16 protein-coding genes are annotated in these 22,882 nt (G+C 71.3%); 8 read left to right on the forward strand and 8 right to left on the reverse strand.

The window, feature by feature from the left end:
• The first annotated feature begins 121 nt into the window (after window positions 1-121).
• Window positions 122-1,300, forward strand: a complete 1,179-nt coding sequence (locus tag AW270_RS12885; RefSeq protein WP_061294314.1) for an ROK family transcriptional regulator — start codon at window positions 122-124, stop codon at window positions 1,298-1,300.
• Window positions 1,301-1,352: 52 nt separating this feature from the next.
• Here AW270_RS12885 and AW270_RS12890 read toward each other — a convergent pair whose 3' ends face one another.
• From AW270_RS12890 to AW270_RS12905, 4 genes are all read right to left on the reverse strand, one after another.
• Window positions 1,353-2,807 carry a glycoside hydrolase family 3 protein gene (locus AW270_RS12890; protein WP_061294316.1) on the reverse strand — a complete coding sequence of 485 codons (1,455 nt, stop codon included), beginning with the start codon at window positions 2,805-2,807 and terminating at the stop codon, window positions 1,353-1,355.
• A 147-nt stretch (window positions 2,808-2,954) separates the two neighbouring features.
• A complete protein-coding gene (locus AW270_RS12895; RefSeq protein WP_061294816.1) occupies window positions 2,955-3,812 on the reverse strand; it encodes a carbohydrate ABC transporter permease in 858 nt (285 codons plus the stop codon).
• Window positions 3,813-3,868: 56 nt separating this feature from the next.
• Window positions 3,869-4,894, reverse strand: a complete 1,026-nt coding sequence (locus tag AW270_RS12900; RefSeq protein WP_061294318.1) for a carbohydrate ABC transporter permease — start codon at window positions 4,892-4,894, stop codon at window positions 3,869-3,871.
• Window positions 4,895-4,899: 5 nt separating this feature from the next.
• Complete coding sequence (locus AW270_RS12905; RefSeq protein WP_061294320.1) at window positions 4,900-6,228, reverse strand: extracellular solute-binding protein; 1,329 nt, start codon at window positions 6,226-6,228, stop codon at window positions 4,900-4,902.
• A gap of 204 nt (window positions 6,229-6,432) precedes the next feature.
• Here AW270_RS12905 and AW270_RS12910 point away from each other — a divergent pair, with 204 nt between their 5' ends.
• Window positions 6,433-7,599: an ROK family transcriptional regulator gene (locus AW270_RS12910; RefSeq protein WP_061294322.1), complete on the forward strand. Its 1,167-nt coding sequence runs from the start codon at window positions 6,433-6,435 to the stop codon at window positions 7,597-7,599.
• Between the two features lie 4 nt (window positions 7,600-7,603).
• Complete coding sequence (locus tag AW270_RS12915) at window positions 7,604-8,242, forward strand: M15 family metallopeptidase (RefSeq protein WP_061294324.1); 639 nt, start codon at window positions 7,604-7,606, stop codon at window positions 8,240-8,242.
• 45 nt (window positions 8,243-8,287) lie between these two features.
• Here AW270_RS12915 and AW270_RS12920 read toward each other — a convergent pair whose 3' ends face one another.
• From AW270_RS12920 to AW270_RS12935, 4 genes are read right to left on the reverse strand one after another with little or no spacing between them, the layout of a single operon-like run.
• Window positions 8,288-10,123, reverse strand: a complete 1,836-nt coding sequence (locus AW270_RS12920) for a N,N-dimethylformamidase beta subunit family domain-containing protein (protein WP_061294326.1) — start codon at window positions 10,121-10,123, stop codon at window positions 8,288-8,290.
• A complete protein-coding gene (locus tag AW270_RS12925) occupies window positions 10,120-11,388 on the reverse strand; it encodes a condensation domain-containing protein (protein WP_061294328.1) in 1,269 nt (422 codons plus the stop codon). Before AW270_RS12925 ends, AW270_RS12920 begins: the two co-directional genes overlap by 4 nt.
• Window positions 11,385-11,627, reverse strand: a complete 243-nt coding sequence (locus tag AW270_RS12930; protein WP_061294331.1) for an acyl carrier protein — start codon at window positions 11,625-11,627, stop codon at window positions 11,385-11,387. The genes AW270_RS12925 and AW270_RS12930 overlap by 4 nt, the downstream gene beginning before the upstream one ends.
• Window positions 11,587-16,623, reverse strand: a complete 5,037-nt coding sequence (locus AW270_RS12935; RefSeq protein WP_061294333.1) for a non-ribosomal peptide synthetase/MFS transporter — start codon at window positions 16,621-16,623, stop codon at window positions 11,587-11,589. Before AW270_RS12935 ends, AW270_RS12930 begins: the two co-directional genes overlap by 41 nt.
• Before the next feature lie 282 nt (window positions 16,624-16,905).
• Between AW270_RS12935 and AW270_RS12940 the strand changes: the two genes are divergently transcribed.
• From AW270_RS12940 to AW270_RS39850, 5 genes are all read left to right on the forward strand, one after another.
• Window positions 16,906-18,282, forward strand: coding sequence for a class I adenylate-forming enzyme family protein (locus AW270_RS12940; RefSeq protein WP_061294335.1), 1,377 nt, complete (start codon window positions 16,906-16,908; stop codon window positions 18,280-18,282).
• A complete protein-coding gene (locus tag AW270_RS12945) occupies window positions 18,279-19,703 on the forward strand; it encodes a condensation domain-containing protein (protein ID WP_061294337.1) in 1,425 nt (474 codons plus the stop codon). Before AW270_RS12940 ends, AW270_RS12945 begins: the two co-directional genes overlap by 4 nt.
• The gene (locus tag AW270_RS12950; protein WP_061294339.1) at window positions 19,700-20,554 is read left to right on the forward strand and encodes a thiamine pyrophosphate-dependent dehydrogenase E1 component subunit alpha; all 855 of its coding nucleotides are present in this window, start codon (window positions 19,700-19,702) and stop codon (window positions 20,552-20,554) included. The genes AW270_RS12945 and AW270_RS12950 overlap by 4 nt, the downstream gene beginning before the upstream one ends.
• Window positions 20,555-20,648: 94 nt before the next feature.
• Window positions 20,649-21,626 carry an alpha-ketoacid dehydrogenase subunit beta gene (locus AW270_RS39845; RefSeq protein ID WP_061294342.1) on the forward strand — a complete coding sequence of 326 codons (978 nt, stop codon included), beginning with the start codon at window positions 20,649-20,651 and terminating at the stop codon, window positions 21,624-21,626.
• Window positions 21,623-22,783 (forward strand): 2-oxo acid dehydrogenase subunit E2, encoded by a 1,161-nt coding sequence (locus tag AW270_RS39850; protein WP_061294343.1) that lies wholly within the window; start codon window positions 21,623-21,625, stop codon window positions 22,781-22,783. The genes AW270_RS39845 and AW270_RS39850 overlap by 4 nt, the downstream gene beginning before the upstream one ends.
• The last annotated feature ends 99 nt before the right edge of the window (window positions 22,784-22,882 follow it).

The raw sequence follows: 22,882 nt of genomic DNA on the forward strand, positions 1-22,882 counted from the left end.
TCCTTTCGTCCCGGTGGGAGCGGTATCAAGGGTCGATTTCCGGGAGCCCGTATAGTCGCTAAGCTGGCCGGAAAAGTTTGTTGACAGTTTTCGCGCGGGGGCGACCATCGAAAGCAGGAACATGGAGCGACGTCCTGGCGTGCCCAGGCTGCTCCGGGAGATCAACGACCGGGCCGCCCTCGATTTACTGCTGTCGTCCGGGCCGCTCACGCGCGGCCAGATCGGCGACCTGACCGGACTGTCGAAGGTGACCGCGTCGCAGACGCTGTCGCGCCTTGAGGAGCGGGGGCTCGTCGAGGTCGTGGGCGAGCAGGCCGGGAACCGGGGGCCCAACGCGGCCCTCTACGGCGTGATCGCGTCGTGCGCCTACGTGGCGGGGCTCGACGTCGGGCCTGAGCACGTGACGGCGGCCATCGCCGACATCAAGGGCGACGTGGTCGCCGAGGTCACCGCCTCGCCCAACGGCACCGACGACCCCGTCTCGGTGGTCCACAACGCGGTCGTGAAGGCCTGCCGGTCGGCCAAGGTCGCGCTGTCGCGCCTGAAGGGCGTCGTGATCGGCACGCCCGGTGTGGTCGATCCGCGCACGGGCGACGTGCAGTTCTCGTTCGACCTGCCCCACTGGCACGAGGGCATCCACGAGGCGCTGGCGCGCGATCTGAAGCGGACCGTGCGGATCGAGAACGACGTGAACCTCGCCGCCATCGCGGAACGGTCGAAGGGGGCGGCCAAGCAGGCCGACGACTTCGTGCTGCTCTGGGTCGGTCGTGGCATCGGCCTGGCCGTCGTGCTCGGCGGCCGTCTGCATCGCGGGCGGTCGGGCAGCGCGGGGGAGATCGGCTATCTGCCGGTGCCCGGGGTGCCGCTGGCGGAGGACGTCCGGTCGGAGCCGGGGCGGCTGCCCTCGCTCGCGGGTGGTCTCCAGTCGCTGGTGAGCTCCGTGGCGGTGCTCGACCTGGCGCGCGACCTCGGCTTCGAGGGCGCGACGGCGGCCGAGTGCGTGACCGCCGCCGTCGACGCGGGCGACCAGGGCGACCGGCTGCTCGACGAGATCGCCTCCCGGCTGGCGCTGGGCGTGGCGTCGGTGTGCGTGGTCCTCGACCCGGGGCTGATCGTGCTGGCCGGAGAGGTCGGCCTGGCCGGGGGAGTGTCCCTGACCGGCCGGGTCGAACAGGCGGTGGCCCGCATCTGCCCGATCAGGCCGCAGGTCGTCACCTCGGCCGTGCCCGGCAACCCGGTCCTGCGCGGCGCGGTGCTCGCCGCCCTCGACCAGGCCCGCGAGGAGATCTTCGCGCCGTGAGGCCCCGCCGCCCCGGCACGGGGCCGGGGCGGGGACGCCTGCCCGGAAGGTCTCAGGCGGTGAGGAGTTCCACCGCCGCCTGAGCGTTGGCTCGGGCCGCGCCGTAGGTCGCGATGTAGACGCCGTGTTCCGGACGCCAGATCGGCAGGCCCATCTCCATGACCACGCCGTCGGGGCGGGCCGCGACCAGCTCGGTGACCAGGGTCCGGCTCGCCGGATAGCGGTGGGCGTCCTTGACGACCACGACCAGGGACCTGCCCCGCGCCCGTGCGAGCAGGTCGCCGGCCTGGGCGTCCTCCGGCTTGACCCGGACGATCTCGGCCTGTGGCAGCCACGGGGCCACACCCCACGGCACGTCGCCGACGGCGATCGTCGGCGGGGTGTCGACCTCGACCACGAACGGGTCCTCCAGCGGGACGGTCGTGCCGCTGAGCCGGACCGCGCGGCGGGCGGCCTGCAGGCCGATCACGGTGTCCTCGGCGTGCTGGCTCCGCGTCTGGCGGGCCCAGTCGCGCAGGCTCTGGGCGCGGGCGACGGCCTCCTCCAGGCGCCCGGCGCTCAGTTCGCCCGTCCGGACGGCCGTGACGATCGCGTCGATGACGGCCGAGGTCTCCTCGTACGTGGGGATCGAGCCCATGCACAGCAGGTCGGCGCCCGCCTTGAGCGACAGCACCGCGCCGCCGCCGAGGCCCACGCTCTTGGTGATGGCGTGCATGTCGAGGGCGTCGGTGACGACCACGCCGTCGTAGCCCAGCTCGCCGCGCAGCAGGGTGGTGAGCGCCCGCGGGCTGAGCGTGGCCGGGGTGTCGCCGGTCAGCGCCGGGACGGCCACGTGGGCGGTCATGATCGACCGGGTGCCCGCCTCGATCGCGGCGCGGAAGGGGGCCAGCTCACGCTCGCGCAGGAGGTCCAGGGAGGCGTCCACGACCGGGACGGACAGGTGGGAGTCCTCGGTGGTCGCGCCGTGGCCGGGGAAGTGCTTGACGCAGGCGGCCACGCCGAGCGACTGGAGGCCGCGCACGGCGGCGACCGTGTGGCGGGAGACCAGCGCGGGGTCGGAGCCGAAGGAGCGGGTGCCGATGACCGGGTTGTCGTCGGCGGTGTTCACGTCGGCCGACGGGGCCATGTCGAGGTTCACCCCGGCCCGCACCAGGTCGCCGGCGATCGAGCGGTAGACCCGCTCGGTCAGGTCGACGTCGTCGACCGCGCCCAGCGCCGCGTTGCCCGGGTATTCGCTGCCCACGTGGTAGGCCAGCCGGGTGACGTCGCCGCCCTCCTCGTCGAGCGAGATCACGGGGTCGCCGGCGCTCGTCAGGACCGACGTGAGAGCGGCCACCTGGCCGGGGCTCCCGACGTTGAAACCGAAGAGGCAGACGCCGCCGAGACCCTCGGACAGGCCGTCCAGCACCCAGTCGGGCGCGGTCAGGCCTCGGAAGGTCACGAGCAGCGTGCCGGCCGCGAGACGGCGCAGCCCCCGATCGCTGTGGCTCGCGGGTACTCCAGGCATGGGAACTCATGACTCCGATCATGGACATGGGTAGGCACGGCCCCCGGGGATGCCCGGGGCCGTACCTGCTCAGGGAAGCGAGACGCGGACGGCCGAAGACCGGCCGTGGCTCGCGCTGGGAATCTGCCTCGAAGACAGGTCGGGCGGTCAGCCCTTGACGGCGCCCGCGACGAGGCCGGAGACCATGCGTCGCTGCACCAGCAGGAAGAACACGACGACGGGGATCGTCATCAGGGTCGAACTCGCCATGATGGCGCCCCAGTCGGTGCCCCGCTGCCCGAAGAAGAACTGCAACGCGACGGGCATCGTGTAGCCCGACGAGTCGCTCATGATGATCAGCGCGAAGATCAATTCGTTCCACGCGGTGATGAACGAGAAGATGCTGGTCGCCACCAGGCCTGGGGCGACGAGCGGGAAGAGCACCTTCCAGAACGCGGTCATCCGGCTCGCGCCGTCGATCCACGCCGCCTCTTCCAGTGACTTCGGCACGGACGCGACGAAGGTGCGCAGCATCCAGATGCCGAACGGGAGAGTCAGGCCGACGTTGATCACGATGAGGCCGAGCAACTGGTCGTACAGACCCAGTCTCTTGACGCTCAGGAACAGCGGGATCAGCAGCGCCTCGGCCGGGATCATCTGCACGACCAGCAGCGCGATCAGGAAGGAGGTGCGGCCCTTGAACCGGAAACGGGCCACCGCGGTGGCGGCCAGCAGCGAGAAGACCGCGCCCACCGCGACCGTGCCGAGGGCGACGATCGCGCTGTTGCGCAGGTAGAGCCAGATGGAGTTGCCCGCCACGCCCTCGCTGAGCACCCGGTCGAGGTGCTCGAAGGTGAAGCTCGTCGGGAACGGGATGAACTCCGTGGTGAAGATCTGGTCGTTGGTCTTGAACGCCGTCGAGACCATCCAGTACACGGGGAACATCGCCACGACGAACACCATCACCGCGACCGAGTTCAGGGCTATCCGGCGGCCCTTGGCGCGATATTTCGCGACTTTCCGCATGCGGTTGAGCTGGTCCTGCCGTGGGCGGTCCACGTTCTTGTACGCCGGCACAGTGGTCACTGCACATCCTCCGACTTCACCATCTGGCGGATGTAGAACGACGTGACGACCAGCAGGATGATCGTGAGGATCACCGCGATGGCCGCGCCGGAGCCCATTTTCGGCGGGCTGCGGAACGCCTCCGCGTAGGAGAACATCGACAGGTTGAAGGCCTCACGGTTGGTGGGGCCGTTCATCAGGGTGTAGAGCTGCGGGAAGACCTTGAAGTCCCAGATGATCGACAGGATCGTCAGGACCGCGAAGACGGGCTTCAGCAGCGGGAACGTGATCTTCCAGAAGGTCCGCCACGAGCCCGATCCGTCGACCCGGGCCGCCTCGTAGAGCTCCCCGGGGATGCCCTTCAGGCCGGCCAGCACCGAGACGGCAACGAACGGGAACGACGACCAGAGGACCGTCACGACCAGGATCAGCAGGATCGAGAACGCCTCGTTGGTCCACGGCTGACCAGTCCAGTCGGCCCGCCCGAACAGGGCGTTGGACAGGAAGTCGGGCAGCAGATTGAGCGCCCAGTTGATGATTCCGGCCTCGGCGTCGAACAGCCAGCGCCAGATGACGCCCTGCGCGACCGGGGGAACCGCCCACGCGAACATGATTCCGATGATCAGGAACGTGGACATCCGCTTGCTGAGCTGGTTGAGCAGCACGCCGACGGCGGTTCCGACGATCAGCGTTAGGCTGACGGTCACGGCGGCGAACCCGAGGGTGTTGCGGAGTGACGACCAGAAGATGTCGTTCTCGAAGACCTTGGTGTAGTTCTCCCAGCCCAGCCATTCGGCCGGACGCGGGTTGACGTCCCGGATCTGCGGGATCCCGACCTTCTGGAAGGAGATCACGAAGGCCTGGAACATCGGGTAGAGCAGGAGCGCGCCGATCACCAGGATGCCCGGGACCAGCAGCACGTAGGGGATGTACTTCGGGTTGAGGCCCGAGGCCTTCTTCGGCGGACGGTGCGAGCGGCGGGGGCGCCCGGCCGGGGCGGAGGCGCTGCCTCCACCCCGGCGGGCGATCGACGTGTCGGTCATCGTCGCTACTGGTTCAGGATCTCTTCGAGTTCCTTGTTGGCCGCCGCGAGCGCCTCATCGGCAGAGGACTTGCCCTCGATGACCGAGCGGGCCGCGTTCTGCAGCACCGCCTTGGTCTCGCCCGCCTCGGTCCAGTTCGGGTCGGCCGGGAAGCTGCGGGCCTTGGCGAACGCCGCCGCGAACGGGGCCTGGACCGGGTCGCTGGAGAGCGAGGCCAGGGTGTCGGGGTAGACCGGGAGCAGGCCGCCGTCCTTGGCGTAGCGGTCGGCCCACTGCTTGCTCGTGGCGAGCTTGATGTACTCCTGCGAGAGCTCGGCGTTCTTGGTGGTGCCCCAGACGGCGATGTCGTTGCCGCCGAAGAACGCGGGGGCCTCGCCGCCGGTCTTGGCCGGGAGCGGGAAGAAGGCGAGCTGGTCGGCCTTCACCTTGCCCTTGGAGTCGGTCTCGATGCCCGGGATGTCCCACGACGCGGTCAGGTACATGCCGACCTTGTCGTTGGCGAAGCGGGTGCGGATGTCCACGGTGTTCTGGGTCAGCCGCGACTTGCCGGACAGGCCGCCGGTCACCAGGCCGGTGTAGGTCTCGAAGCCGGCCTTGAAGGTCGGGTCGGTGAGCTTGCCCACCCACTTGTCGCCTTCCTTGGCGGCGTAGTCGCCGCCCTCGGACCAGGCCATCGCGCCGAGGAGGTGGTTGGCGTCGGATCCGCCGTTGAAGGCGAAGCCGTCGACGTCCTTGCCCTTCTCCTCCTGGATCTTCTTGCCGGCGGCGAGGACCTCGTCCCACGTCTTCGGCACGTCGATCTTCAGCTCGTCGAACCAGTCCTTGCGGTAGAGGACCGCGCGGGTGCCGGCGCCCCACGGCACGGCGTAGACCTCGCCGTCGATGGTCTCCAGGCCGAACAGGTTCTTGGGGATCTGCGCCTGGTCACCGGCGGAGGTGAGCGGGGTGATCGGGGACAGCGCCTCCTGGCTGACCCACAGCGGCACCTGGTCGTTGCCGATCTCGGTGACGTCGGGGCCCGCGCCACCCGCGGCGGCGGCGGTGAACTTGTCGTTCACCTGCGGCCACGGGATCCACTCCAGCTTGACGGTGGCGCCCGTCTGCTTCTGGAACTCGGCGTTCAGGTCGTCCATGTAGGCCTGGGCCGGCGGGTTCGAGTCGCCGAGACGCCACATGGTCAGCGTCTGGCCGGCGAACTTCGGTCCGGAGGCGGCAGGGGCCGAGGCGGCGGCGGAGGGCTGTGACTCGGTGGTCTCGCCACCACCGCAAGCGGCGACACCCAGGGCCAGGGCGGCCACAGTGGCGGTGACGCCGGCGATCTTCACGATCTTCACTAGGGGGGTTCTCCCTTCCCGGCTTCGCGTCGAGGCAAGTTGGAGGTGTCGGCTGGCCGCGCACCCGGGGTTTGCTGACGGTCGGCGTTTGTGGCACCTCAGAGGCTTGATCGCTTGCCTATGGGGTGACTGCCGTTAAACTAACAAGAAACTTTCTTAAAAAAAACCCCGCGTTAGCGGATCGTGACGAGAAGGGAGGCAGCGGTGTCCCGACGTCCCGGCACGCCCCGGCTGCTCCGGCAGATCAACGACAGATCGGCCCTGGAGCTCCTTCTCCTGCAGGGCCCGCTCACCCGGGCTGAGCTGGGCGAACTCACCGGTCTGAGCAAGGTCACCAGCGGTCAGCTGCTGGCCCGGCTGGAGGACCGGGGCCTGGTCACCACGGCCGGCGAACGGGCCGGCGGGCGCGGCCCGAACGCCGCGCTCTACGCCGTCAACCCCCGGTCGGCGTACGTCGCCGGCCTGGAGGTCTCGCCCGACAGCGTCACCGCCGGGGTCGCCGACATCACCGGCCGGCTGATCGCCGAGGTGACCGTCGACCCGTCCGAGGCGCGCGATCCGGTCAAGCTCGTCCACAACGCGCTCCTGCGCGCCTGCGAGAGCGCCGGCATCGGCCTCGACCAGCTCATGGGCCTGGTCATCGGGACGCGCGGCGTGGTCGACCCCCGCAGCGGGGACGTGCGCTACTCCTTCGACCTCCCGGCGTGGCACTTCGGCGTGCTGGCCGAGCTCCGGGCCGACCTGGGCCGGGCCGTGCGGATAGAGAACGACGTCAACCTCGCCGCCCTGGCCGAGCAGGCCCACGGAGCCGCGCGCGGGCTCGACGACTTCGTCATCATGTGGGCCGGGATAGGGCAGGGCCTCGGCGTCATGCTCGGCGGCCGCCTCCACCGGGGCATCACCGGCGGCGCGGGCGAGATCGGCTGGCTTCCCGTGCCGGGGGAGCCGCTTCCCTCCGACGTACGCGATCCGCAGTCCGGCTCCTTCCAGCGCCTGGTCGGCGGCGACGCGGTCCACGGCATGGCGCTGGCCCACGGCGTGCACCCCCAGGAGGCGCCCGTGGCCGACCTGGTCGCCAGGGCCGTCGCCGAGGGGAACGGGCGCTTCCTCGACGAGCTCGCCGGGCGGCTGGCCGTCGGCGTCGCGGCCGTCGCCGTGGTGCTCGACCCCGGTCTCATCGTGCTGAGCGGCGACGTCGGGCGGGCCGGGGGGCCGGAGCTCGCCGCCCGGGTCGAGGACGAGGTGGCGCGGGTCTGCCCGAGCCGCCCCAGGGTCGCGGTGACCGAGGTCGCGGGGAACCCGGTGCTCCAGGGAGCCCTGGTGGCCGCCCTGGAGGAGGCGAGGGAACAGGTCTTCTCGGATACGGTCTGACATCATGGGCGAAGTCATTCTGATCTCCGACCACCGGGTGACCTCCATCCCGGTGACCGATTGCCTGGAGCCGCTCGTCGATGTGCGGGCTTTCCTGCGCGTTGACGAACGGCTGGCCGACCCCGCCGGGGCCTTCGCCCATCTGCGGGCCGGGATGGCCGAACGGCTGCGGCGGGTGGTGCTGCCGCTCGGCGTCCACCTCCTGGTCGTCGAGGGCTACCGGCCGGTGTCGCTCCAGCGGAAGTGGTTCGAGGACTACCGCGAGACGCTGCGGGCGACATTTCCGGAAATGTCGTCGGATGAGCTGCACGTGGCGGCGAGCCGGTTCGTCTCGCCGGTCGAAGTGGCCCCCCACACGGCCGGGGCCGCCGTCGACCTGACGCTGTGCGACGACGACGGCGTGGAACTCGACATGGGCACCGAGGTCAACGCGACCCCGGAACAGAGCGACGGGAACTGCTACACCGCCTCCACCGGCATCTCGGCGGAGGCCACGCAGAACCGGAAGGTGCTGGTGACGGCGCTGGAGGGCGTCGGGCTGGTCAACTATCCGACGGAATGGTGGCACTGGTCCTACGGCGACCGTTACTGGGCCATGGCCCGGGGCCACGACTCGGCCGTCTACGGACCGGTCGAACTCTGACCACCGGCCGCGCTCCGGACACGGTGACTCGGGCAGGCCGGCGTCTCAGAGCGTTCTCGCTCTGGGGGATTCCCGCCGGCGGAGCGGTGCGCCCGGGGCGGTGGCGACGAGGTGGCCCGCGTGGGCGGTGAAGGTGGTGGTCCCCTCCGGCAGGTCGCCCGCCGGGTGCCACTCGCCGGTGGCGGCAGGGCGGCGGGTGACCAGGGTTCCGCTGCTGGTCAGGGCGTAGAGGCGGCCGTTCATGCCGCTCATGGCGACCGCGTCGCACTCCCCCCGGTCGAGCCACTCCTCGCCGGTGAAGGGCATCGCCCACAGGCGGCCCTCCGACGTCGCCGCCCAGAAGGTGCAGTCGGCGACGGCGAAGGCCACGGTGCCCGCCGGGCAGGTCGCCTCGTCGGTCCAGGGGGCCGGGATCTCGACGGCCGCCCTCGACCTCAGGATGCCGTCGGGGGTCACGCCGTACAGCAGGACGCCGCGGGTCCCGGCCGCCTCGCGCGGGGTGTCCAGGCACATCACGTCACCGGCCCAGCCGATGGGACGCCAGGGCAGGTTCTGGGCGCACAGTTCGCGGCTCATCAGGGCGCCGCCTGCGCTGACGCCGTAGAGGACGCGGGCGTCGGCGGCCAGGGCGCGGACGTCGGCCGGATCGCCGATCACGTCCCAGCCGTCGTACGGGGAGCTGAGGCGGGTCAGGACGTTGCGGGTGATCCGGTCGACCACCGGGTCGTGGAGGGTGTTGCCCCAGTTGACCGTCGCGGCGTTGAAGACGGTGCCCCGGCCCGAGGTGAAGACGCCCATGGTGGCCCAGCCGCCCTGGCCGCCCGATCGCCAGTGGCGCAGGTCGGCGGTGGCCAGGACGGTGAACGACGACGGGGTGCCGTCGCGTGAGGTCACCCTCGGGACGCCGCCCACCTCGACGAACTCGGCCGCGTCGGTCTCGTAGCCGAGGGCGCCCTGGGCGAACTTGTCGCCCTCGGTCAGGCCGGTGCCCTCGAAGACCCAGTGGCCGGCGAAGCGGGTGACGTACGACTCCTCGTTCATGAGGGGCATCGACGGGCCCCAGGTTCCCGCGCCCGCCCGGAAGCTGACGCCCGTCAGCGAGTTCTCGGGGCGGCCGACGCTCGACCACTCGGCGGTGACCAGCGCCGGGTCGTCGACGGGGTCGGTGAAGGGGTCGCGGTGGCAGACCAGGGTGCGGCCCTCCAGCCGCGCCTGCCACCAGGCGGTGTTCCCGGCGAAGATCGCCATGTTGCCGCCGCGCCGGACGAACTCCTCGCACGCGTCGCGCATCTCGCGGGTCCAGTATTCGTCGTGGCCGTTGACGACCAGGAGCCGGTAGCCGTCGAGCAGCTCCCCGGACAGGTCGAGGCCGTCGCAGAAGTCGGCGTCGTAGCCCGCCGGGCGGAGCCAGCGCAGGAAGCCGTCCTCCCACCGCTCGGGCGAGGGGCCGCCGCCCGGACGGTCGAAAGTCACCTCGGTCGCGCGATCCGGGTCCTCGGTCCAGTAGAGGCCCTCGCCCGGGACGCCCGCGCGGTTGTAGGCCTGCCAGGTCCCGAACGGGATGGAGACCAGGATGTCCTTCTTCGGCCCGGACGGGGTCACGACGAAGTAGACCTCGTCGTCGCCCGAGACGTTGGTGCCCGGCAGCTCACCGGTCGCCCGGGGCACCTCCGAGGCCGGGGCGTCGGTGAAGTGGGCGCGGTAGAGCGAGCTCGGCCAGTCGCCGGGGATGTCCAGGGTCCACCGGGGGCCGTGCGCGCGGGTGGTCAGCACGTGGGCGCCGGTGGTGGCGTCGTGGACGTGGACGCCGCTGTCGCCGCCCAGATGGAAGGTCAGCGGGCGGCCCTGGGGGCACGACGTCGCGGCGGCGTAGGCGATCACCGCAGGGCCGCCTCGACGAGCATCGTCTCCAGGCCGTGCAGGAAGCGCTCCATGTCGGCCCTGGACAGCCAGCGGGTGTCGGCGGTCACCGAGACGTCCATGGTGCCGCTCAGGTGGACGCAGAACCGGCAGTTGAGCTGGTCCTGCGACATCGGCCAGCTGAGCGCGCTCTCGCCGAGGGCCCGGCGGATCAGCGTCTCGTCGCGGTAGACGGGGTTGTCGGCGAAGCGCATGTCGTTGAAGCAGCACCACGGGTGGACGTCCGTCCCGCGCTCGGCCGCGACCCGCCGCAGGGCCGCCGACCGGTCGGCGGGGTCGTGGTAGGCGCTCCGGTAGGCCCGCAGCGCCGCCGCCCCGGCCAGACTCAGCAGCTCCTCGAACCGGACCTTCTCCACGTCGAGCACGAACAGCCCCTCCTGCGACATCGTGGTCACCGCGGTGCGGGTGTCGGCCCGGAACCGGTTGCCGACGATCGGCAGCATCGCCACGGTGTCGTGCCCGGTCATCTCCGAGACCAGCGCGGTCACCGCCGTCAGCAGGACGGTCGAGGTGCTCGTGCCGTGGCGGACCGCGATCCGCTGCGCGGCCAGGTCGACGGCGGGGGACCGCAGCGACGCCCGCCAGATCGGCGGCGTCTCCCCAGCTCCGGACGGCACGTGGAACATGGTCGGCGGGATGCGCCGGTGGGCCTGCTCCCAGTAGGCCGCGGCCTCGGCGGCCACCCGGCGGCCCGCCTCCGACCCCTGCCAGCGGGCGATGTCCATCGGCTGCGGCGGCCTGGCCGCGGGCGCGCCGCCGCGCAGCAGCAGCAGCCGCAGGTCGCGGATGGCCTGCTCGGCGCCCAGGCCGTCGGCCGCCAGGTGGCAGAACACCAGGACCAGATGGGTGACCTCACCGGCCTCCGACAGCACCAGCCCGGCGCGCAGCGGCCACTCGGTCTCGTAGTCGAACGGCTCGGCCGCCATCGCGGCCAGCAGCGTGTCGGGGTCGTCCCCGGTCCGGACGCTCAGCTCGCCGCCCGCCTTGAGCAACTGGCCCCCGTCGCGCACGAGCGTGCGCAGCGACTCGTGCCGTTCGGCCAGGCGGCCCAGCGCCCACAGGGCCGACGACACCGACGCCGGGCGCGCGCCCAGCGGCAGCACCCGGCCGAAGTTGAAGTAGTGGTCGTCCGGCCGGGTCCGCTCGATCGCCTCCCAGATCGCGCGCTGGCCCCAGGTGAACGGAGCCGTTCCGGTGCGCCCGCCGGAGAAGACGGCCCGGGTCATGCCGGTGACCGGGCGGCCTCGACCCAGGCGGCCAGCCCGTCGACGCTGTCGAGGAACGTGACGTCGCCGCTCAGGTCGACCTCGACGCCGTATTCGCGTTCGACGGCGTCGATGAGCCGCATCTGCGCCAGCGAGGTCACGCCGAGATAGGCCAGCGGCACGGTCGCCGCCAGCACGTCGGCCGGGGTGAGCTCGCCGTCACACGACTCCGACACCAGTTCGGCCAGTCTTTCCTTCATTGCGCACCTTCCGTTCCAGCCCGACCAGGTCGTCGGGGGTGGCGTCGGGGACCGCGTCGTCGAAACGGGCCAGCCTCCTCGTGAGCAGCGCGCCCACGACGACCAGCAGGATGAACCCGGCGAAGACGGCGTACATCAGGGAGACGTCACCGAGCAGCCCGGTGCCCACGGGAGCGATGATCCCGACGCCGATGGGGATGGTCGACCAGGCGACCATCTGGTTGAGCGCGAACACCCGGCCGTGGAACCGCTGCGGGACCTTGACCTGGATGATCGTGGTGTAGACGCCGTTGACCAGGGCGAGCCCGAAGCTGACGCCGAACGCGCCGGCCCCGATGAGGGTCAGGTCGTCGCGCAGCGCCACGACGCCGCACGACACCGCGATGATCAACGTGAGGAGCAGCATGCCGCGCATGCGGCGTCTCGACGGGCCGCCCCACAGGCCCATCGTGAGCCCGCCCGCGACCGCGCCGGACCCCGCCACCAGGGCGATCACCCCGGCGTCCTGGACGGTCCCGAACTCCAGCACGAGGGGTGAGTACATCATGAAGACCGGCGACAGGCCGAGCGACAGCAGCGCGAAGAACAGGACCATGGCCCGGAAGTAGGGGTTGCCGAAGGAGATCTTGAACCCTTCGGCGATCTCCCGCCCGACGCTCTCCCTGCGGCGCAGCGCCAGCGCGGCCGGGAACGCCACCAGGGCCAGCACGACGATCGTGAGGACGTGGCCGACGACGTCCAGGAGCAGGATGCCGCCCAGCCCCCAGACCGACAGCAGGCCGACCGCCGCGAGCGGGGCGATGAACTGGGCCATGCCGAGCGCCATCTGGGCGATGCCGTTGGCGTGGCCGAGATACCGCTTCGGCACGAGCTGCGGCACCGCCGCCGTGAAGGCCAGCCGTTGCGTGGTCAGCGCGACCGACAGCAGCGGAAGCAGCAGGTAGAGCGTCCAGACGTGCAGGTTGCCGGTCCAGACGAGCACCCCGGTCACCGCCTGGACGGCCAGCGCCGCCGCGTTGCCGCCGATCATCACGCCGCGCTTGGACGACCGGTCGACCAGCGCCCCGGCGAGCGGGGCGGCCAGCACGCCGGGGATGACGGCCAGGACCTGGAGGATGGCGAGCTGGGCCAGCGACTGGTGCTGGAGGTAGACCCACAGCGGCAGTGCGAACTCGGTCAGCGTCGACCCGGCCAGGCAGACCATCTGCCCGAAGGCGATCAGCAGGAACCTGGTCACCGAGGGGGCCGGGCCGGGGCGCGAGACGAGGTCAGGGTCGCTCGCGCCCTCGGCGACCGGCGTGGTCACGATCCGGGCCAGTTCTTCCGGGCGATATTTCAGGAAATAGTGACCCGCCTCGTCGATCACGACCAGCCGGGTCCGCTCGGTGATGAAGCCCCACTCCGCGAAGCGCTCCTCGTAGTAGTCGGTCGCGGGGTCGTACTCGCCGACGACCGAGACGATCGGGGCCCTCAGCTTCGGGGCCCCGCTGTCGATGAGGGCGGTGAAGTAGTCCTCGGCGGCGCGGGCGTCGTGGCGCATGTTCCTGATGACGAACGCCTTCTGGGCGTCGTCCAGGTCCGACAGGTCGGCGCCGAGCGCGGTGAGCCAGTTGAGCTGGCCCTTGTCGCTGCGGAACCGCTCCAGCCTGGCCAGCTTGGCCCAGCGTCCGAGCACGCCCTTGGTGGGGCGGGCGAACGGGAAGATCCCGCCGAGGTAGACGGTGTCGATCGCGCGTCCGGCCGCCTCCAGGCGGCGGGCGATCTCGACGGTGAGCGCGCCGCCGACGCCGCAGTGGCCGTAGAGGGTGATCGGCGCCTCGATGCGGAGGATCTCCTCGACGCACCGCTGGGCCACCACCTCCAGCGGCTGCGACTCCTCGGACAGGCCGAGGTCGTGGCCCGGAACGGCGACCGACCAGAGCTCCCACCCGGCCGGCAGCGCGTCGGCCAGTGGCTGGTAGACGACCGCGCTGCCGCCGCCGTAGGGCAGGCAGACCAGGGCCTTGGCGCCCTGCGAGGTGAGGCGGTAGAGGAGCGGCCTCGGGCCGCCCGCCGACCGGGCGACGGCGGCGAGGGCACGGACCGTCGGGTGCTGGAACAGGTCCATCAGCGCGATCGGCGCCGAACCCTCCGGCAGGGTCCTGCGCAGCTTCGCGACCACCCGGGTCGCCAGCAGGGAGTGGCCGCCGAGGTCGAAGAAGTCGTCCAGGACGCCCACCCGCCGGATCCCCAGCACCTCGCACCAGGCGGCGGCGATGGCCTCCTCGACGGCGTCGGCGGGGGGTTCGAACGGGACGTCCTGGTCGGGGCGGGCGTCCTGCGGGGCGGGGAGCGCGGCGCGGTCGACCTTGCCGTGGCCCTTGAGCGGGAGCTCGTCGAGGAACACCCAGCGGGTCGGGACCATGTACTCCGGGAGCCGGTCGGACAGGGAGGTCCGCAGGTCACCGATCGAGGGGCGGGGATCGGCGACGACGTAGCCGACGAGGTCGCCGTCCCGGGCGTCGGTGACGGCGTGGGAGACGCCGGGCAGGGTGCGCAGCGCCTCGTCGATCTCGCCGAGCTCGACCCGGTAGCCGCGGATCTTGACCTGGAGGTCGCGGCGGCCCAGGAACTCCAGGTCGCCGGTGGGGAGCCAGCGGGCCAGGTCGCCGGAGCGGTAGAGGCGGCCGTACAGGGGATGGTCGACGAACTTCTCGGCGGTGAGGCCGGGGCGGCCGAGGTATTCGCGGGCCAGCCGGCCGCCGATGCACAGCTCACCCGCCACGCCCGCCGGGACCGGGGCGAGGTGCCGGTCCAGCACGTACAGGCGCGCGTGGCCCAGCGGCTTCCCGATCGGGGTGATCGGACCCGTGGGGGTCACGTCGGGGGAGACGCGGTGGGTCGAGACGCCCACGATGGCCTCGGTGGGGCCGTAGTGGTTGACGACGGGGACCCGGCGCGCCAGGTCGCGGGCGAAGTCCCAGCTCGACCCCTCGCCGCCGAAGATGAGCAGCTTCCTCGGCAGGAGGGCGCCGACGTCGTCGATGTCGGCGGCCAGCGCGCCCAGGTGGGAGGGGGTGAGCTTGACGTAGTCGATGCCGCGCATGTGCCCGGCCAGCTCGGGGCCGGAGATGCGGGCGGGCAGCAGGTGCAGCGTCCCGCCGGTGCTCAGGCACAGGTAGAGGACCGTGATGCCGAAGTCGAAGGCGAGCGACTGGAGGAGGGCGTACTCCGCCTCGTCCTCGACCGCGAAGCGCTGACGCGCGTCGGCGAGGTAGCGGAGGATCTCCCCGTTCTGGACGGCCACGCCCTTGGGCCTGCCGGTCGAGCCGGAGGTGTAGATGACGTAGGCGAGGTCGTCCGGGCCGCCGAGGGGGTCCAGGTCGTCGGCCTCCGCGTCGTCGATCTCGGTGAGCAGCACCGCCGCGCCGGAGTCCTCGACCATGAAGGCGCGGCGTTCCTCCGGATACTCGGGGTCGATCGGCACGTAGGCCCCGCCCGCCTTCAGCACCGCGAGCAGCGCGACGGCGAGGTCGATCGACTGGTCCATGCAGACCGCGACCCGCACCCCCGGCCCGACGCCCCGCTCGCGCAGCCTCCGCGCGGTGCCCGCGACCCTCCGGTGCAGTCTCCGGTACGAGATCGCGTCGTCGCCGTGCCGGATCGCGACCCGGTCGGGGGAGCGGTGGGAGATGACCTCGGCCAGGGTCTCGTGCGCGGGCGTGACCGGCTCGTCCGGCGCGGTGGACCACCGGTCGAGAAGAGCGGTCTCGGCGGGGGAGACCAGGTTCAGCCGGGAGACCGGCTGCTCCGGGTCGGCCACGATCGAGCGGAGCAGCGTCTCGAAGTTGGCCGCGAACCGCTCGACCGTCTCGGGGCGGAACAGGTCGGCCGAATGGACGAAGAAGGCGTCCAGGCCCTCGTCGGCCGGGGCGATCTCCAGGGACAGGTCGAACTTGGCCTGGTGGAAGTCCGGGTCGACCGGCTCGGCGACGAGTCCGGGCAGGTGGAAGCGGGTGCCCGCCTCGCTGCGCAGGCTGAACTGCGTCTGGAAGACGGGGGTGCGGCCGAGGTCGCGGGCCACGCCGAGGTCCTGCACGATCCGGTCGAACGGGGTGTCGGCGTGGGTGAACGCGTCGATCGCGGTCCTGCGGGTGCGCTTCAGCAGATCCCGGAAGGTCGGATCTCCGGCGAGGTCGGCGCGGAGGACGACCGTGTTGAGGAAGAACCCGATGAGCTTCTCGGTGTCCTCGTCCGGCCGGGCCGCGACGGGGGTGCCGACCGCGAAGTCGACGGCGCCGGTGTAGCGGTGGAGCTGGGTCTGGAAGGCGGCCATGAGCAGCATGAACAGGGTGACGCGCTCCTTGCGGGCGAGCGCGCTGACCTGGTCGGTGAGCTCTTTGGGCAGCCTCCGGGCGACGACCGCGCCGTTGGAGGTGCGGACGCGGGGCCGGGGCAGGTCGGCCGGCAGGTCGAGCACCGGCACCCGGTCGAGCCGGTCGCGCCAGAAGGAGGTGTCGACGGGCTGTTCGCGCTGCCTGCGGGCGTGGTCGCCGTACTGCGCGGGCAGGTCGGGCAGGTCGCCGCCGGCGTAGAGCGTGGCGATCTCCTCGTACAGGAGCCCGAGGGACCAGCCGTCGCCGGCGATGTGGTGCAGCACGACGACGAGCGTCTGGTCGTCGGTGAGGTAGGCCCTGACGACCGGCCCGTTCGCGAGGTCGAAGGGCCGGTTGGTGAGGTCGGCGAGCGGCACGCCGGAGACGCGTTCGAGCGGGAGCGCGCGGTCCTCGACCACCGCGACGGGGCTGCCGTCGACGGCCGGGTAACGCGTCCGCAGCACCTCGTGCCGCCGCATCACCGTGGTCAGCGCCCGCTCCAGTGCGGCCACGTCGAGATCCCCGACGAGCCGTTCGGTCACACAGATGTTGTACGACGCGTCATCGGGGTTGAGCTCGTGCAGGAACCAGAGCCGTTCCTGTCCGAGCGAGAGTGGGTTGGCCGGTGTAACGGCGAGCATCTTCCCTCAAGAGATCGGACGACTGCAGCACAAAGAGGCCAAACGCCTCAGCCAGGGAAGCTAACTGGAAAGGTTCTTTGCAATTAGCGGACGGCGTCAGTCTGGCACGCCCCGTCTCCGCTCACAAGACCGAAACCGGCTTGGCCTATTGGTCTGGCAGAGCTGGGCACCCCTTGTGACGAGCATCGGGACCATGCCAGACTGGCCATGGGTCTAATTGGAAAGAATGTTTTCAGTAAAACCGTGCTCGGGCAATATTCATCCGATCTTTGAGGAAGTCCTATGACGCTCTCGGATCTGCTGGCGGCCCGCGCCGCCGCCGAACCTGACGGCGTCGCCATGATCGTCCACGGGGTGGGGGAACTGACCTACTCCGGCTGGGACGCGCGCGCCGGCGCCATGGCGAACATCCTGATCAACGAAGGCGTCCGGCCGGGCGAGCCGGTGGGGCTGGTGTTCCCGCACGCCGCCTGGCTGGACTACGCGGTGGCGTTCATGGGCGTGCTCCGGGCGGGGGCCGTGGCCGTGCCGATGTCCGACCGGACGCCCGAGGGAGAGATCCGACTTCTGGCGGAACGTGCCGGAATTGCCCGGATTCTCCGGAACGTTCCCACGGGCCCCGCCGAACCCGCCGAACCCGTGAAAGTTTCATCCTCGGACCCCGCCCAGATTCTTTTCACCTCGGGGACCACGGGCGTCGCCAAGGGGGTCATGGCCACCCACGGCAACCTCGCCTTCGGGCTGCACCGCGACCCGCGCCGCAGGGCGTTCCGGCACTCCACCCACCTCGCGCACGCGTTCCCCATCGGGACCAACGCCGGTCAGATGATGCTGGTGAACGCGATCGCCGCCCACCCCACGGTGGTGACGACGCCCATGTTCACCACCGCCCGGTTCGCGAATCTTGTCGCGAAATATCAGGCCGGCACGGTATTCCTGGTGCCCGCCATGGCCATCGAACTTCTCTCGGCGGGGGTCGACCCGCTCGACAGCGTGCTGCTGCTGGGATCGGCCGCCGCGCCGCTGCCGGCCGCCGTGGCGGCGAAGCTCACCGAGCTGTTCCCGGCGGCGATGATCACGAACTACTACACCTCGACCGAGGCCGCTCCCGCTCAGACGATCATGGTGTTCGACCCCGAGCGCCCGGGATCGGTGGGCCGCGCGGCGGCCGGCGGGCAGGTCCGGGTCACCTCCGGCGACGGGACCCCGGCCGCCACCGGCGAGATCGGCGAGGTGTGGATGCGCTCGTCCGCCGCGCCCCGCGCCTATCTCGGCGACCCCGACTCCGACACCTTCCGGAACGGGTGGGTGCGGATGGGGGACCTGGGCTACCTCGACGACGACGGCTACCTGTTCCTGGTCGACCGGACCGGCGACGTCATCAAGTCCGGAGCCCACAAGGTCTCGACGCTGAAGATCGAGGAGGCGCTGCACGCGCATCCGCTGGTCAAGGAGGCCGCCGCCTACGGGGTGCCCCATCCGGTGCTCGGGAAGGCGGTGGCGGTGGCCCTGGTCGTCCAGGAGGAGATCCCGCTCCCCGACCTCCGGTCTTTCCTGAGCGAGCGGCTGGCCCCGCACGAACTGCCCGCGAAGGTGACCACGATGGACGCGCTGCCGCGCAACCGGGGCGGCAAGGTCGACAAGCGGGCCCTGTCATGACCCCTGCCCCGACGGAGGCGTCGTTCGCGCAGACCGGGATGTGGATCACCGAGCGGATGGGACGGGCCCGCACGGCCTACCACATGCCGCTGGTGATCCGTTTCGACGGGCCGCTGGACGTGTGCGCCCTGCACGCCGCGTGCGATGCGGTCGTCCGGCGGCACGCCGTGCTCTCCACGGCCGTCGCCGAGGACGACGGGCTGCCGGTGATGGTGCCGGGGATGCGGCCGGAGGTCCGGCTGACCACCGCCACCGACCTCGCCGCCATCGTCCGGGAGGAGACCCTCGCGCCCTTCGACGTCGAGAAGGGGCCGCTCGCCCGGTTCGTCGTGGTCAAGCTCGACCCCGGGCGGCACGCCCTGGTGTTCGTCGCCCACCACCTGGTGTTCGACGGCGAGTCGAAGGACATCCTGGTCAGGGACCTGGCCGACTTCTACAACGGCGAGTCGCACCCCCGGCTGGGGATGTCCTACGCGAGCTTCGCCGAGGGGGAGCGGGAGCGCGTCAGGCGCGACCTCGCCGAGGCCAAGGCCTACTGGTCGTCACGGCCGGTGGGGGAGACGACGCTGCCCGGTCTCAAGGCGGCCGGTCTGGGCGCGGCCGAGGGCGCGGTGCGCACCTTCCCCGCCCGGATGCCCGAGGTGCCGGGCGTCTCCCGTTTCGAGCTGTTCCTGGCGTCGGTGCACACCCTGCTGCACCGCTACGGCAACCCCGATCCGACCGTCGCCGTCGACCTGTCCACCCGCGTCCCGGACGTCCGGGACAACATCGGCCTGTTCGTCAACGAACTCCCCGTCTCCGTCCGCGTCGAGGGCACCGTGGCCGACGTCGCCCGGACCCTGCACCGCGACCTGCGCGAGATGTACCGCTTCCGGCATGTCCCCTATGCCCGTGCGGTCCGGGGGGTGCGGCCGCGCACCGCGCTGGCGCAGGTCTCCGTCAGCTACCGCAAACGCCGCCCCGACCCCGTCTTCACCGGCGTCGAGGCCACCGTCGACTGGGCCGTCTTCAACCATTCCGTACGCAGCGTCCTGCACCTCCAGGCCGTCGACCACCCCGACGGCCTTTTCGTGATCATGCAATACGGCGCCGGCTCCGGCACGGAGTCCGACGTCGCCCGGATAGCGGAGGACCTTCTCACCATCATGAACAACCCCGACATCCCTGTGGACGGCACCCCGCAGGCGGCCGGCCTGGACGACGCCATCCGCGAGATCTGGCAGGAAGTCCTGGGCATCGACGAGATCGGCGACGACGAGGACCTGTTCGACCTCGGCGGGCACTCGCTGACCATCACCCAGATCATCGCCCGCATGCGCAAGCGCCTCGGCGTCGAGGTCCCCCTCGACGTCTTCTTCGACACCCCGACGATCGCGGGCGTCGTCCAGGCGATCCGCGAGGCGGAACCGGCCGTCAGGTGACCACCACCGACCTCGACCGGTTACTGCTCATCCGCCACTTCGAACGCGCCCTGCTCGACCTGTTCGCGAAGGGCGAGCTCAACGGCACGACCCACACGTGCCTGGGCCAGGAGATCGTGCCCGTGGCGGTGTCGGGCCTGCTCGGCCCGGACGACCGCGTCTTCAGCAACCACCGGGGTCACGGCCACTACCTGGCCCGGTTCGACGACCCCGCCGGCCTGCTGGCGGAGATCATGGGCCGCGAGGGGGCGGTCTGCGGCGGGGTCGGCGGCAGCCAGCACATCCTGCGGGACGGGTACGTGTCGACCGGCGTCCAGGGCGAGAGCCTGCCCGTGGCCGCCGGCGCGGCCCTGCACCTTCGCGGTTCGGGGGCGCTGGCCTGCGCCTACATCGGCGACGGGACCTGGGGGGAGGGCGCGGTCTACGAGTCGCTGAACCTGGCGGCGCTGTGGGGGCTGCCGCTGCTGGTCGTGGTGGAGCACAACGGCATCGCGCAGACGACGCCGACCGAGCTCGCCATGTCCGGAGACATCGCGGCACGGTGCGCGGCCTTCGGGGTCCGGCACGTCGCCCTGCCCGCCGACGACGTCGGAGCGGTCCGGGCCGTCCTGGAACCGCTGGTCTCTTCGGTACGCACCGGCTCGCCCCTCGTGGTGGAGTTCGCGGTCAACCGGCTGGGGCCGCACAGCAAGGGTGACGACACGCGGTCAGGCGTCGACGAGCTCCGCGACTGGTATCGCGACATGTCGGGCGACACGGGCTTCGCGGAGGCCGACGCCCGCGCCCACGACCTGGTCGACTCGGTGGTACGCGAGGTGAAGGCCCGCCCTGCCTCCCGGTGGGACCGATGAACCGCCGGCTTTCGTCGCCCTGGTGGCAGGGTGTGCGGAGCCGTACCGAAAAAGGGCTTTTCCGCTCTGACCCGCACCTGACGAGGCGGCCCGCATGCGCGTAGTAGAGAACCTCAACCGGGCCCTCCACGAGGTGCTCGCCGCCGACCCGAAGGCCCGCCTTCTCGGCGAGGACCTGCTCGATCCCTACGGCGGCGCGTTCAAGGCCACCCGAGGCCTGTCGACCGCGTTCCCCGGGCAGGTCCTCACCACACCCATCAGCGAGAACGCCATCACCGGCGTCGGCGCGGGCCTGGCGCTGTGCGGCGAGACAGCGATCGTCGAGATCATGTTCAGCGACTTCGTCACGCTGGCGTTCGACCAGATCGTCAACTTCGCCGCCAAGTCCGTCTCCATGTACGGCACCCGCGTCCCGATGCGCCTCATCGTCCGCCTGCCCACCGGCGGCGGCCGGGGCTACGGCCCCACCCACAGCCAGAGCCTGCAGAAACACTTCATCGGCGTGCCCGGCCTCGACGTCTACGAGATGTCGCCCCTGCACGACAACCGCGCCGTCCTCGCCGCCATGATCGCCTCGCAGCGGCCCTGCGTCTTCTTCGAGGACAAGGTCCTCTACACCAAGCGCATGCACCAGGTGGACGACCCCTTCACCTGGGACCTCACCGACGGCCTGGCCCGCGTCCACGTCGACGCGCCCCCCGACTGCGTGATCATCGCCCCCGGCGGGGTCACCCACCGGGCCGTCGCCGCGATGCGCCGCCTCCTGATCGAGCAGGAGATCATCTGCACCCTGCTCGTCCCCTCCCGCCTCCACCCCCTCGACGTGACCTCCCTCGTCGCCGCCGCCCGCGGCGCGAAGTCGGTCGTCGTCGCCGAGGAGAGCACCGCCGGCGGCACCTGGGGCGCCGAGGTGGCCCACCGGCTCCACCAGGAGCTGTGGGGCGTCCTGCGCAACCCGGTCGCGCTGGCCCATTCGGCCGACAGCGTCATCCCCACGGCCTCCCACCTCGAACGTGCCGTGCTGCTGACCGAGACCACCATCCACGACACGGTCCTGGAGTCCCTCAAGTGAAGGTCCCCAAGCTCAACAACAACGACGACAGCTATGTCCTGGTGGAATGGCTGGTCGCCACCGGGACCGAGGTCAAGGAGGGCGACCCGATCGCCGTCCTGGAGACCTCGAAGTCGGCCGAGGAGGTGACCGCCGACGCGTCCGGAGTCCTGCTCCAGGAGGTCGCCCTGATGGCCGACTGCGCCCCCGGGGACCTGCTGGCCACCATCGGCTCCGTGGTCGAGGTCCCCCCGGCGGACGACCGGACCTACTCCGAGACCCTGGCCTCCGCGCTGGCCCACTCGCCGGAAACGGGCGCCTTCGCCACCGGAGCCCTCTCGGCCGCCGGAGTGACCCCCGCCAAACGCCCCGGCCCCGTGATCACCGCTCCCGCCCGCGCCGCCATGGACGAACTCGGCGTGACCGAGGACCAGGTCGCCGCCCTGGGCATCCCCGTGATCCGCCGGACCGACGTGGCCCAGCTCGCCGCCGCCAACGCCGCCCCCACCGAGCCGCTGTCCAAGGTCCAGCAGGCCGTCGGCCGCGCCGTCGCGCTCTCCCACTCCACGATCCCCGCCGCGTACGCCGTCCTCGACATGCCCCTGGACGAGGAACTCGCCGCCACCCGCCGCCTGACGAAGCAGGTCCGCCGCCCGGTCGGCCTGCCCGAACTCTTCGTCATGGCCGTCGCGAGACTCCACGCGGAGTTCCCGCTGTTCTTCGCCACCCTCAGCGACGACCGGACCAAGGCCGTCCTCTCCGACCGCCCCAACGTCGGCGTGACCTTCGACACCGGCGACGGCCTGTACGTCCCGGTCGTCCACGACGCCGCCGCGAAGTCGCTCCAGGAGGTGGCGACGAAACTGATGGAATACCGCGTGGCCGCGATGAAGGGCGACTTCAAGGCGACCGACCTGGCCGACGCGAACATCGCCGTCACCCTCCACCACGACGGCGGCATCAGCCTGGCGATCCCCTTCATCTTCCCCGGCACCGCCTGCGCCCTCGCCGTCACCGCCCCCCAGGAGACCCTCTACCTGGACGGCACCGAGGTGAAGGCCCGGCAGGTCTCCCACATAGGCCTCGCCTACGACCACCGCCTCATCAACGGCCGCGACGCGGCCCGCTTCCTCGCCGCCCTCCAACGGGAGACCAGAGCCCTGGCGACCACGGACTGACGGTCACCCCGCCGCGCACCTCGCGCGACGTCGTCGAGCATCTCGGAGAGCGTTCAGCGCTGCTCGGCGAGATGCTTGACGGAGTACTTGAGCCCACCG

Origin of the sequence: Herbidospora cretacea, from assembly GCF_001570605.1 — a bacterium.
Lineage (GTDB): Bacteria > Actinomycetota > Actinomycetes > Streptosporangiales > Streptosporangiaceae > Herbidospora > Herbidospora cretacea.